Origin of the sequence: Flavobacterium sp. CBA20B-1 (assembly GCF_028473145.1) — a bacterium.
Lineage (GTDB): Bacteria > Bacteroidota > Bacteroidia > Flavobacteriales > Flavobacteriaceae > Flavobacterium.
The window spans coordinates 2327015-2340811 of sequence record NZ_CP092370.1; the positions used below are offsets into that span (position 1 = coordinate 2327015).

At 37.3% G+C, this 13797-nt stretch carries 10 protein-coding genes; 8 read left to right on the forward strand and 2 right to left on the reverse strand.

The features are described from left to right. The first annotated feature begins 239 nt into the window (after positions 1-239). The 3 genes from MG290_RS11405 (at position 240) to MG290_RS11415 (ending at position 6863) form a co-directional block, all read left to right on the forward strand. A complete protein-coding gene (locus MG290_RS11405) occupies positions 240-5105 on the forward strand; it encodes a T9SS type A sorting domain-containing protein (protein ID WP_264561412.1) in 4866 nt (1621 codons plus the stop codon). Positions 5106-5289: 184 nt separating this feature from the next. Further along, positions 5290-6510 carry a metallophosphoesterase gene (locus MG290_RS11410; protein WP_264561413.1) on the forward strand — a complete coding sequence of 407 codons (1221 nt, stop codon included), beginning with the start codon at positions 5290-5292 and terminating at the stop codon, positions 6508-6510. A 56-nt stretch (positions 6511-6566) separates the two neighbouring features. Then, positions 6567-6863, forward strand: a complete 297-nt coding sequence (locus tag MG290_RS11415; protein ID WP_257499975.1) for a thioredoxin family protein — start codon at positions 6567-6569, stop codon at positions 6861-6863. A gap of 54 nt (positions 6864-6917) precedes the next feature. Here MG290_RS11415 and yihA read toward each other — a convergent pair whose 3' ends face one another. Both yihA and MG290_RS11425 read right to left on the reverse strand, forming a co-directional pair. Beyond that, positions 6918-7538, reverse strand: a complete 621-nt coding sequence (gene yihA, locus MG290_RS11420) for a ribosome biogenesis GTP-binding protein YihA/YsxC (RefSeq protein WP_264561414.1) — start codon at positions 7536-7538, stop codon at positions 6918-6920. Between the two features lie 2 nt (positions 7539-7540). Then, a complete protein-coding gene (locus MG290_RS11425) occupies positions 7541-8308 on the reverse strand; it encodes an alpha/beta fold hydrolase (protein WP_257499977.1) in 768 nt (255 codons plus the stop codon). A gap of 343 nt (positions 8309-8651) precedes the next feature. Between MG290_RS11425 and mraZ the strand changes: the two genes are divergently transcribed. Genes mraZ through MG290_RS11450 form a run of 5 tightly spaced genes read left to right on the forward strand, consistent with a single transcriptional unit; the run spans position 8652 to position 13796 of the window. Continuing rightward, positions 8652-9113, forward strand: coding sequence for a division/cell wall cluster transcriptional repressor MraZ (gene mraZ / locus MG290_RS11430; protein WP_257499978.1), 462 nt, complete (start codon positions 8652-8654; stop codon positions 9111-9113). Then, positions 9103-10014 carry a 16S rRNA (cytosine(1402)-N(4))-methyltransferase RsmH gene (rsmH, locus tag MG290_RS11435; protein WP_264561415.1) on the forward strand — a complete coding sequence of 304 codons (912 nt, stop codon included), beginning with the start codon at positions 9103-9105 and terminating at the stop codon, positions 10012-10014. Before mraZ ends, rsmH begins: the two co-directional genes overlap by 11 nt. A 1-nt stretch (position 10015) precedes the next feature. Further along, the gene (locus MG290_RS11440) at positions 10016-10354 is read left to right on the forward strand and encodes an FtsL-like putative cell division protein (RefSeq protein WP_317618268.1); all 339 of its coding nucleotides are present in this window, start codon (positions 10016-10018) and stop codon (positions 10352-10354) included. Continuing rightward, positions 10345-12336 (forward strand): penicillin-binding protein, encoded by a 1992-nt coding sequence (locus tag MG290_RS11445; protein WP_264561416.1) that lies wholly within the window; start codon positions 10345-10347, stop codon positions 12334-12336. The genes MG290_RS11440 and MG290_RS11445 overlap by 10 nt, the downstream gene beginning before the upstream one ends. After that, complete coding sequence (locus MG290_RS11450; protein WP_264561417.1) at positions 12333-13796, forward strand: UDP-N-acetylmuramoyl-L-alanyl-D-glutamate--2,6-diaminopimelate ligase; 1464 nt, start codon at positions 12333-12335, stop codon at positions 13794-13796. Before MG290_RS11445 ends, MG290_RS11450 begins: the two co-directional genes overlap by 4 nt. The last annotated feature ends 1 nt before the right edge of the window (position 13797 follow it).

A 13797-nucleotide genomic window follows, 5' to 3' on the forward strand; every position in this document is an offset into this window, starting at 1 on the left:
TCTCCCAATTCCGCAAAAAATAAAAATTAAATAAATTCGTTAAACTTTATTTTAATTGACAAATTATTTTGTTTTTATATATTTTTTTTAATTACATTTATCGCATATTTAGAAAAGTAAAAAATAGTGATTGTTGTTGAATTTTATGCTAAGCTTAAGACTTTATTTGTCTTACAGCTAGTGTGTTATTGCAATTGATTAGATTTTTTACAGAATTTACAAATTTTAATTAATTAAATATGAAAAAAATTATTTTTCTATTAGTTTTCGCTTTAAGTTTATTTGAGCTAAATGCTCAAATATCCTACACGCAAGGTTGGGAAACTACCGGATTAAATTCATGGACTAGTTCTGGGTCTGGTAGCTTTTCTCGTGTTACAACTACTCCCTGTATTGGAACAGCTTCAGCGCGAGCTAACAATTACTATGGTGGCACTTCGTACCTAGTATCACCTGCTTTAACAGGTACAAATGGCGGAGATTTAACCGTAAGTTTTAGTTACAAAGTCACACAGTACAGTTCAAATACTACGGGACAAACTTTAACTGATTTGGGTACTATTAAATTACAATGGGCAACATCTACTTCAGGTCCATGGACAGATGTTTTTCAAGTTGACAACACCAACCACACAGTTTCGGCTTCTTGTGCCGTAAAAACAGCTACTTTTTCGGGCTTACCTGTTTCAGGAAATGTTTATATTAGATTTAATGTTACTTCGGGTACATCCTCAGCCGACAATTACGTTTATATTGATGACGTTGTTGTTTCGCAAGGAGCAGCTCCCTCTTGTTTAACTCCTTCAGGTGTAACTACTAACAATATAACACAAACAGGAGCAACTGTTTATTGGGTGGCTTCTCCTAGTAATCCGTCTGCTAATTATGATATTTACTGGAGCACAAACAATACGGCTCCTACAAGTACTACTGCTGCATCATACACAAATCAAACATCACCTTATAACGCAACAGGTTTAGCACCTAATACTACTTATTTTTGGTGGGTACGTTCAAATTGTGGCGGAAGCGGTTACAGTTCTTGGGTAAGTGGCGGAAGTTTTAAAACTTTGTGTAACCCTTATACAATACCTTACTTTGAAGGTTTTGAATCAAGTTATACAGATGCTGCAACAATTGGTGGATGTTTATTTCAAGAATCCATTAATGGAACACAAGTGTGGACTGCCAATTCTAGTGCAACTGATTACAATAGATCTCCAAGAACAGGTAACTGGAATGCATTCTTAAGATATAGTAATGATGATTGGATTTACATTCCCATAAATTTAACCGGAGGAGTGAGTTATACAGTTGAATTATATGCAAGACAAGATGGAAGCACTTCAACAAACTCTAATATAACTGTTAGCTATGGCACATCGGCCGTTGCTACTGCAATGACAAATACAATTGTTCCAGCTACAGGTATTATTAACGGGAACTACCAATTAATTACAGGTAGTTTTACACCCGCAACAACTGGAACTTACTATGTAGGAATCAAGGGATTCATGAATAGTTCTCCATGGTATATTTCTTTAGATGACATATCAATAGATGCTACACCAACTTGTATAAGCCCTACAGCTCTTGTTTCTTCAAATCCTACTGCTACAGGAGTAACTATGACATGGACTGCCTCAACAAGTAATCCGTCAGGAAATTATGATATTTATTGGAGTACATCAAACACAGCTCCTACAAATACAACAACCCCGTTAGCAACCAATCAAACATCACCATACAACGCAACAGGATTATCGTCTGACACTACATATTTTTGGTGGGTACGTGCTAACTGTGGCGCGGGCGACACTAGTAAATGGGCAAGTGGCGGTAGCTTTAAAACATTATGTAATCCATACACAACACCATATTTCGAAGGATTTGAAACAGGTTATACAGATGCTGCAACAATTGGTGGATGTTTATTTCAGGAATCCATTAATGGAACACAAGTGTGGACTGCCAATTCTAGTGCAACTGATTACAACAGATCTCCAAGAACAGGTAATTGGAATGCATTCTTAAGATATAGTAACGACGATTGGATTTATATTCCTATTAATCTAATAGGCGGAACAGGATATACTGTTGAACTATATGCACGCCAAGATGGGTCAACTGCTACTAATTCTGATATTGCAATCAGTTACGGTACATCTGCATCTGATACGGCAATGACAAATGCAATAGTGCCTCCAACTGGAATCATTGACGGTAATTACCAATTAATCACAGGAAAATTCACACCAGCTACAACAGGCACTTATTATGTTGGAATTAAAGGATTCATGAATGGCTCTCCATGGTATATTTCTTTGGATGATATTCGAATAGATGTTACTCCACCACCAACTGCTACCACAACAGTAGTTAATAACACATGCTATGGCGGTACAACTGGAACAGCTGAAGTTATAACTGTTGATGGTACTCCACCTTATACTTATTCATGGGCTCCATCAGGAGGAACAGGCTTCAAAGCAACTGGGTTAGCAGCAGGAACATACACTGTAACAGTAACTGACGCAAACAACGTTACAGCTACAGCTACAGCAGTAGTTACCGAGCCTGATGCTTTAGTTTCAAACGCAGTTGTAAACAACATTAGTTGTAATGGTTCAAACAATGGAACAATTGATATCACGCCAACAGGCGGAACGGCTCCTTATACCTATCTGTGGACTACAGGAGACACTGGTACTTCTGTAAGTAATTTAGCGCCGGGTACATATTCCTTAACCATTACAGATGCCAACAATTGTACCGCAACAGAAGATTTTGTTATCACAGAACCGACTGTTTTGGTAGCAACAAACGCTGCACAAACCAATGTTACCCTTTTTGGAGGTAATGACGGTTCAGCAACTGTGGCGGCAAGTGGCGGAACAGCACCATATACTTATATGTGGAGCAATGGAGCAACCACAGCAGCAATCACAAACTTAACTGCAGGAACATATACTGCAACAGTAACCGATGCAAATGGTTGTACCGCAACAGAAGATTTTGTAATCACACAACCTATCCCATTGATGGCTCAGTCTGTATCTCAAACCAACGTAAGTTGTAATGGCGGATCAGACGCAAGCGCAAGCATCGTAGCAATAGGCGGAAATGCACCTTACACCTACCAATGGTCACCAAGTGGAGGAACTGCTGCTACCGCAACAGGATTATCGGCAGGTATGTATAGTGTGTTAGTAACCGACCACACAGGAAACACCATCACCGAGAACTTTACCATCACAGAACCTGCTCCGATAGTTGGAACTGTTTCAAAAACCGACATTACATGTAACGGGGCAAACAACGGAACAGCTACAGTAAGCGTAGCAGGGGGAACCGCACCATATACGTACTTATGGTCAAACGGAATGATGAGCAATATGGCAACCAACTTAAATGTGGGTAACTATACGGTAAGCATCACCGATGCCAACGGATGTAAAGCAACCGCAAGTGTTTCTATCGCACAGCCAACGGCATTGGTAATCACTGGAACAGCAACAAACATAAGTTGTTTCGGACAAAACGATGGAGCGATTACCGTTTCAGCAACTGGCGGAACAGCACCTTATAGCTATTCATGGTCAAATGGTCAAAGCGGAACCAGCTTAAGCAGTTTAGCTAAAGGAACTTACATTGTAACTGTTACCGATGCGAACGGATGTTCTAAAACAGAATCATACACTATCGTAGAGCCTGCGTTTGTAACTGCTCCTGTGGCATTTAACCAAAGCTTCTGTATTGGTCAAAATGCAACATTGGCAGATGTTGTAATCACCGGAAGTACTATCAAATGGTACAGTGCATTAACAGGAGGTATGTTGTTGCCTGCAACAACCGTATTAACAAATGGTACTACTTACTATGCTTCACAAACCGTTGGAACATGCGAAAGCAGTACACGTACGGCAGTTCAAATTACTTTGAACCAAGGAACTCCATTAACCACCACACAGTTAAATGTGTGCAGCAACACCCGTGTACAAAACATGACCATAGACGGGTTCAATTACACCCAATTGAAATGGTACAGCAGCCCAACAAGTGCAATACAATTACCGGCAAGCCAATTATTGGCAACGGGAACATATTACATTAGCTCGTTAACAGGAACGTGTGAATCACCACGCCAAGCAGTACAAGTAACGGTAGCGGCAGCAGTACCTGCACCAACGGCAACGGCTCAAACAGTATGTGGCAACAGCACATTGAACGACTTAGTAGTAGGAAAAGATCCTTCTGCAAGCTTAAATTGGTACAGTTCATTACAATCAATGATTCCATTGTCAGGCACTACACAAGTATCAAACGGTACTTACTATGTACAACAAGTTATTGGAAACTGTGAATCGGTACGCGTAGCTGTTCCTGTTCAAGTAGTAAATGTTACCGCACCAACGATGACCTCTATCACTGCTTGTAATGGCACGCAGATTGGCGATTTGAACACACCAACTACAACTTATGTATGGTATGTAAGCAATACAGCTACCACACCATTACCAAATAGTTTTGTGTTAACCTCAGGATCCTATTACATTGCACAAGAAAATGCAGGATGTATATCAACAAGAACCAATGTAGCTGTGAATGTGAGCCCGGTGCCTAACAGCCCAACAGGTCAAACAACACAAACGTTTCCTTACCCGGCAAAAGTATCTGATCTGGTAATGAACCAACCAAATGTGAAATGGTACGCATCTGCAAATGATGCCATAGAAATGATTAATGAGCTTGCTCCAAGCACCTTTTTGATGAGCAATACTACCTATTATGGAATTATTGTAAACCCTAACAATTGTGGAAGTGCGCCTACAGCAGTTACAGTTATACTTTCTGTAAGCACGCAAGAGTTAGATTTAACTCAGTTGAAATACTATCCAAACCCGGTTGATAGCGCGCTGCATATTAGCTACAACGAAGCTATAACCAAGGTAGAAGTGTTTACCCTAACCGGGCAAAAAGTGATGAGCAATGAGTTCAATGCTATTGAAGTAACCACCGATTTATCGCGCCTAAGTTCAGGCACATATTTAGTGAAGGTGGAAACTGCAAAAGCATCACAATTCATTAAAGTGGTAAAACGATAAGTTTATCTAAAACCTAAATAAGAAGCCGTCTCTAGTATTTTGAGACGGCTTTTTTTTGCAAATTTCGTTATGAAACTATATTTTAAATTTCAACTGAATAAACACGAATATGTTAAAGTATTAAAAACGAAAAGCCTATCAAAAAATAAGTTATGTACTTTTGACAAAAAACTAAATCACTCTAATGATTAAAACCATACTTTATCTGCTGCTTATCTTGGTGGTTTTGGGAGAAGTGTACACTTGCATACTCATTTACCGATTCACTGAAAAAAAAATAGCCGTATATGCTTATTTACTTTTACTAGCTGTAATAATAGTGAGCATAATTTCATATTTTAAAAGCTTTGACCGAAGCGCCGGACAAACAGCAGAAAGCATGCATGTTACTGCTTTGCTCTTACTATTTATACTTCCAAAATTATTAATAAGCGTTCCTTTGTTTTTTGAGGATATCATTCGTCTTTTTTATTGGGGCTACACCAAACTTTTCCTTGCCAAAAGCGTAACTCTTTTAAGAAGCGGAACATTGCTAAAGATTATTTTACCTGCATCTCTTTTACTAATGGCTTCTATCATTTATGGAATTGTAGTGGGTAAATACAATTTTCAGGTGCGGAAAGAAACAATTGTTTTTAAAGATTTACCTGAAAGTTTTGATGGATTAAAAGTATTGCAAATTTCCGATTTACATGTGGGCAGTTGGGATAATAAAGACGCTATTGAAAAGGGCATTAAAATGATTAATCAACAAGATTACGATGTGCTGCTTTTCACGGGCGACTTTGTAAACACTTTGGCAAGTGAAGCCGATCCATGGATTCGTATCTTACAAAAAATTAAAACCCCCAAATATGGTAAATTTGCGGTTTTAGGAAATCATGATTATGGCGAATATGTTAAGTGGAATTCCGCGGCAGAAAAAGAAGCCAACTTTGTGCAAATAAAAAACAATATCACAACGAGTGGATTTCAATTGCTGCTCAATGAAAATGTGGTTTTAAAAACCGAAACCGATTCTATTTACCTTTTAGGAGTTGAAAACTGGGGATTAAACTTTAAAAAAGCAGGCGATTTAAAAAAGACATCCTTAAATGTTCCTACCGATGCTTTTAAAATTGTAATGACGCACGACCCTTCACATTGGAATGCCGAAATTGTGAATCATCCGCAAAAATACCAACTCACTTTATCAGGTCATACACACGGAATGCAATTTGGTTTTAAAATTCCGAAAGTTATGGAATGGAGTCCGGCAACGTATGTGTACCCAGAATGGGGCGGTTTGTACAACAAAGGGCATCAATATATATATGTAAACCGTGGATTTGGCTTTCATGCCTATTCCGGACGTGTGGGAATTTGGCCAGAAATTACATTATTAGAATTAAAAAAAAGTAAATAATAAGGCGATAATATCCGAAAAATTATAATTTTGTAGAGATAGAAAAAAAGGTATGTATGTCGAAATTTGGCGATTTAATCAACTCAACTATTCCGGTTTTAATTCAGTTTACAGCCGAACACAACCCCGAATGCGAGCAAATGCAGCAAATTATTGAAGAAGTGGCTTTAGAAATGAGCGATAAACTTACTATTATTAATATAGACACTTTAAAAAATCCGGAATTGGTAGAAGCGCTTCGGATTAAATCGGCACCTACGTTAATGGTTTATAAAAATGGAGTAATGGTTTGGCGACAATCAGGTATCACAGATAAAGATTCATTGGTAATGATTGCCAAAGCGTTTAATTAATAACATTATCATTATAAGTAAAAAAAGGTTTCCGCTTTGGAAACCTTTTTGCTTTTATATAAAACTATTATTTTTAAATATATCTTGATTTATCTGATCAATGTAGTTTAAAACTTCTTCTTTGCCCAATTCACTTTCAGACGATGTTACAAAATACGGCGGTATTTCCTCCCATCCATTTGCGTGTAGTGCTTTTTTGTACGCTGCCGTGTGCTTTTGAATGCTTCCTTTGCTTATCTTATCGGCTTTTGTAAAGATAATTCCAAATGGAACGCCACTTTCACCTAAATAATTAATAAATTCTAAATCGATTTTTTGTGCTTCGTGACGAATATCCACCAAAACAAACGCACTTACCAGTTGTTCGCGTTTTTCAAAATATTGTGTAATGAATTTCTGAAAGATTGCTTTGGTTGATTTAGATACTTTAGCGTATCCGTATCCAGGTAAATCGACCAAAAACCAGTTGCTGTTAATTTTAAAATGATTTATTAATTGTGTTTTTCCCGGACGGCTTGATGTTTTTGCCAAATTTTTATTATTGGTAAGCATATTAATCAGCGAAGATTTCCCAACATTCGATCTTCCTATAAAAGCATATTCTGGAAGAGGTTCTGAAGGGCATTTCTTTACATCCGAATTACTTATGATAAATTCAGCGGTATTAATTTTCATAATTACTTAATATTTCGTTTTTCAAACCACTGGTCTAAAATTTCATTAAACGCATCTGGTTTTTCCATCATCGCAGCGTGTCCGCATTGATCAATCCAGTACAAATCAGAATCGGGAAGTAATTCATGAAACTCTTCGGCCACATCGGGAGGCGTCACAATATCGTTTCTCCCCCAGATAATACAAGTGGGCGTGTGCATTTTTGGCAAATCTTTCGCCATATTATGCCGAATGGCACTTTTTGCAATGGTAAGGGTTTTTATCAACTTCATACGATCGTTCACGGTGTTAAAAACATCATCAACAATCTCTTTGGTTGCTACTGCCGGATCATAAAAAACATCTTCTGCTTTCTTTTTAATAAACTCGTAATCGCCACGTCGCGGGTACGAATCACCCATTGCACTTTCGTACAAGCCCGAGCTTCCTGTAATCACCAATGCTTCTACAAACTCTGGATACATTTTAGTGTAATATAACGCTATATGCCCGCCAAGTGAGTTTCCAAGCAAAATGATTTTTTCGTATTTTTTATGCTTCACAAAATCGTGTACAAACTTTGCAAAAGCTTTTATGTTGGTTTTTAGTATATTTAATGTATAAATAGGCAATTCTGGCAGCACTACTTTATAGCCTTTTTTAGGAAAGTAATCCGATACCCCATCAAAATTACTTAAACCGCCCATTAAACCGTGTAAAATAACAATTGGTGTACCTTCACCAATCTCTATGTATCTAAATTTTCCTTCTTCTTTTATGTTTCGCTCCATATATGCGATTTCAATTTCACAAATATACGATATTAATAAAAAAATACTGTAAAGTTAAAGTAGTTTAATTAACAAATGCTCCTTGATACCATTTTGCTGTTAATGCACCTTCGTTAAATCATTTACATTATTTTATACTAATTAGGTATTTCTTTTGAAAGATACTTATATATTTTGGATGCTTCAATAAAAAATCTTTAAAAAAAACTTTACATCTTATAATCAATAAGTTACCATTTCATGCATGCTTCAGAAAAACTTATCAACAAAGTGGTAAAAAGTGGTAGAAAGTGGTAAAATTTTACTTACTTTTGTTTTGTATTTAATCATTTATAAAAATTTCATGCAACCAATAGTAGGTACATACGAATGTAAAATCGACACCAAAGGAAGGGTGTTGATACCTGCTGCGTTAAAAAAACAATTGGCTGCAATTGGCGAAGGTTTTGTTCTAAAGCGCTCTGTATATGAGAAATGCGTAGAACTTTGGCCCATGACCGAATGGAATGTGATGATGGAAAAATTAAACGAATTGAATCGTTTTGACCGCAAAGCAGATATGTTTGTTCGCAAATTTATGGCTGGTGTAAAAATAGTAGATATCGATGACGCCGGCCGCTTGCAAATGAATAAAGATTTGTTAGAATTTGCAAACATTTCCAAAGAAGTGGTTTTTTCATCGAAAATAAACATCATTGAAATTTGGGATAAAGATTTATACGAAAAAATTGTAAACGACGAAGATTTAGACTTTGGCGATTTGGCAGAAGAGGTAATGGGAACAAGAACAAATTATGGAGCATAACGAATACGAATACCACAATCCGGTACTGTTAAAAGAAACAGTTGATGGTTTAAACATTAAACCCGATGGTATCTACGTGGATGTAACTTTTGGCGGCGGTGGTCATTCAAAAGAAATTATGCGCCATTTGGGTCCCAACGGAAAGCTTTTTGCTTTTGACCAAGACACAGATGCTTTGGCAAACACACTAAATGACGACCGTTTTGTGTTAATCAACGAAAATTTTCGTTTTATAAAACGCTTTTTGCGTGTGTATGGTATTAAGCAAGTCGATGGAATTTTGGGCGATTTTGGTGTATCATCTCATCAATTTGATGTAGCAGAACGCGGATTCTCTACCCGATTCGATGCCGATTTAGACATGCGCATGAACCAAAACAATAGTCTTTCTGCTTTTGAAGTAATTAACAATTACGAAGAAGCTGCATTGAGCAAAATGTTTTTTGATTACGGCGAATTGAGCACTGCTCGTGGGCTGGCAGCTGCAATCGTATCCGCACGAAAAACCGAGCCAATTAAAAATTCGGAACAATTAAAAAAAGTGTTGTCGCGGTTTTTACCGGCTCATAAAAGCAATAAAATCTTGGCACAAATTTATCAAGCAATACGCATTGAAGTAAACCAAGAAATGGATGTTTTAAAAGAATTTTTAGAACAAGCATTAGAATTGCTAAAACCAGGTGGTCGGTTAAGCGTGATATCCTATCATTCATTAGAAGATCGCTTGGTAAAACGCTTCATAAAAAACGGAATGTTTGAAGGCGAACCCGAACGCGATTTTTTTGGCAGATATGAAGTGCCCTTAAAACCGATAGGCAAACTTATTGTTCCATCAGAAGAAGAAATTAAACAAAACAATAGAGCACGAAGTGCCAAATTAAGAATAGCAGAAAAAAATTAAAATGGGTTTAAACAGTATAATAAAAGCAAAATTTTTGGTTGAAGGGCAATCGTTAAAAAATTGGCTTTTTATAATTTATATTGTTTTCTGGACACTGGTACTTATTGCAAACAATCATTTTTACGAACAAAAAATGATGAAAGCGAAAGACCTAACCGAGCAAGTAAAAGAATTGCGTTCGGAATTTGTTGACAAAAGATCCGAATTGATGCAATTGCGAATGGAATCGAACATTTCAAAACAAATGGAAGTGTATCAAATTTTACCTTCATCGGTTCCACCCAAAAAGATAAAAGTTGTGATGGAGAAAGAAAAAAAATGGTATGAAATATGGGACTAGCAAAAAACGAAAATAACAGAATTTTCTTTGTTTTCTTCGGAATGCTTGCCATTGGTATTGCCATTTTTGCAAAAATGAGCATCATTCAGTTCAAAGAAGGCGAACAATGGCGCAGCAAAGCAGATAGCTTAACAATTAAAGACGAAATCATTCCGGCAAATCGCGGAAATATTTATTCGGCAGACGGTAGTTTATTGGCTACCTCTATTCCAAAATACACGATTTATTTTGACCCAATGGCACCTTCGTCTGAAAATTTTGAAAAATACATCGAGCCATTTTCTGATTCTTTAGCAAAAATGATCCCACGAAAATCGGCAAGCGAGTACAAATCTTATTTTAGAAAGGCGCGTTCCAATAAAAAAAGATACATTCATATAGCTACCAAATTAAGTTACACGCAATACATGAAAATGAAATCGTTTCCGCTGTTTAATTTGGGTAAATTCAAAGGCGGAATGATTGTGAACCAAGTACATGTGCGCGAATATCCAATGGGAATGATTGCCAACAGAACCATTGGCTATGAACGTGTAAACGATGACAAAACCATTACCCGAAAAGGGATCGAAGCTGCTTTTACTGATTATTTAACAGGTAAAGAGGGCAAACGAAAGGTTCAAAAAATGTCGAAAAGTTTGTGGAAACCCATTCACGATGAAAACGAAATCGATCCAAAAGATGGGTACGACATCACCACCACAATCGATGTGTATATTCAAGACATTGCCCATCATGCCCTATTAAGTTCTTTGGAATATTACGAAGCCGATCACGGAACAGTGGTGGTTATGGAAACCAATACGGGACAAATAAAAGCTATATCGAATCTGGGAAAAATTGGCGATGGATCGTATAGGGAAACTGTGAATTATGCCGTTTTAGAGCGTCATGACCCGGGTTCTACATTTAAATTGGCATCATATTTAGCATTGCTTGATGACGGAAAAGCCGATACAGCAACGATTTATGATACGCATAATGGTATTGTAACTTTCTCGGGCAGACAAGTACGTGATTCCAATCGCAGAGGTTACGGAAAAATTTCCTTAGGTAGAGCCTTTGAAGTATCGTCAAACACCGTTGTTACACAAGCGGTTTACAAAGCCTATAAAGACAATCCGAAGGATTTCACCGATAAAATGAAAGATTTTGGTTTCAACGCCACATTGGGAATGGATCTTAAAGGCGAACCAAAATCTTATATTCCTGTGCCGGGCGACCGAAATTGGAGTAAAATTGCCTTACCATGGATGGCTTACGGTTACGGAATTTTGGTTACACCCATGCAAACACTCACTCTTTACAACGCTATCGCAAACAATGGCGAAATGGTAAAGCCACAGTTTGTGAAAGAAATTCGTGATGTGAACCAAGTAATTAGAACTTTTGATAAAGAAGTGATTAATCCGCAAATCGTGAAGCCGAAAGTGGTAAAAGAAATGCAGGCGATTATGAAAAATGTGGTTTTAAGAGGAACTGGTAAAGGGCTTCGCTCAGACGATTTTTCAATGGCAGGAAAAACAGGTACTGCACAAATGAATTATGGAAACCGCGGTGGTATGTATTATGCCTCGTCGTTCGTTGGATATTTCCCAGCCGAAAACCCAAAATATTCGTGTATCGTAGTCATTCACCGACCAACAAAACACAGTTATTACGGAGGGGATGTTGCCGGACCGGTTTTTAAACGAATTGCACAAAAGATTTTTACCGATGTGCCTTCGTTAAAAGAAATTAAAAATATAGAAACACCATCGCAAAAAGCAATAAAAAGCTATAAAACCTATTACGCAAACGTGAAACAATCGGGCAATGTTATGCCAAATGTGGTTGGTTTACCAGCGATGGATGCCGTAGCAATTCTTGAAAATTTAGGTTTAAAAGTACAAACTATTGGCTTTGGAAAAGTAACCAAACAATCAGTTGCAAACGGCGAAAAAATAACAAAAAAGCAAACAATTACATTAGAATTAAGTTGAAACAATTAAAAGACATATTATACAAAGTATCGATAGATGCTGTTAGAGGTTCTACAAATGTGGCAATCACTGCTATTGTCTTTGATTCTAGAAAAGTGGTTCCAAACTGTTTGTTTATCGCCCAAAAAGGAACATTAGTAAACGGACACGATTATATCGAAAAAGCTATTGAAAATGGTGCTTCTGCCGTAATTTATGAAGATGACCCTAAAGCTTTTGCAGAAAATATAACCTATATTAAAGTAAGCGATGCTAACAAAGCATTGGCGCAAGTAGCTGCTCATTTTTACGACAATCCATCAGAAAAACTGTCATTGGTTGGTGTTACCGGTACAAACGGCAAAACCACTATTGCCACTTTATTGCATCAATTATTTACAAAAGCAGGCTATAAAGTCGGTTTATTATCAACCGTAAAAATTTTGGTAGGCAACGAGGAATTTCCGGCAACGCATACCACACCCGATTCCATCACTATAAACTGCTACTTAAATCAAATGGTTGAAGCAGGTTGCAGCTATTGTTTTATGGAAGTAAGTTCGCACGGAATTGCACAAGAGCGTACGCATGCATTGGCTTTTAAAGGCGGAATTTTCACTAATTTATCACATGATCATTTAGATTATCACAAAACATTTGCAGAGTATCGTAATGTAAAAAAATCATTTTTCGATTCACTCGCTAACACATCTTTTGCCATCAGTAATGCCGATGACAAAAATGGTGCTTATATGTTGCAAAACTGCTCTGCAAAAAAAATTACATACAGCATTCAAAACGTTGCCGATGTGCATGGCAAAATCATAGAAAGCCAGTTCAACGGTATGTTACTCAACATCAACCAACAAGAAGTTTGGGTACAGTTGATCGGTAAATTCAACGCATCAAACCTATTGGCAATTTACGCAACAGCTTTAGAATTAGGTTTAACAAAAGAAGAAGTTTTGTTGCATTTAAGTACCTTAAAAAGTGTGTCGGGTAGGTTTCAATTTATTGTTTCAAAAACAAAAATCACCGCCATTGTAGATTACGCGCACACGCCAGATGCGTTGGAAAACGTATTAAAAACCATTGCCGAAATCCGCACGTTCAACGAACAATTAATCACAGTAGTTGGTTGTGGCGGAAATCGCGACAGCGCCAAACGACCGGAAATGGGCAGAATTGCAACAGAAAACAGCGATACAGTCATTTTCACGTCAGACAATCCGCGAAATGAGGATCCTTTTGAAATTTTAAAACAAATAGAAGCCGGTGTTGAAGCTCAAAATACCAACAAATATCTCACTATTGAAGACCGCCAACAAGCTATAAAAACAGCTTGCAAAATGGCAAAAGAAGGCGATATCATTTTAATTGCCGGTAAAGGACACGAAGATTATCAAGAAATAAAAGGGGTGAAACACCACTTTAACGATTTAGAGGAAGTTATCAATTTTTTAAACGAATTCAATAAGTAAC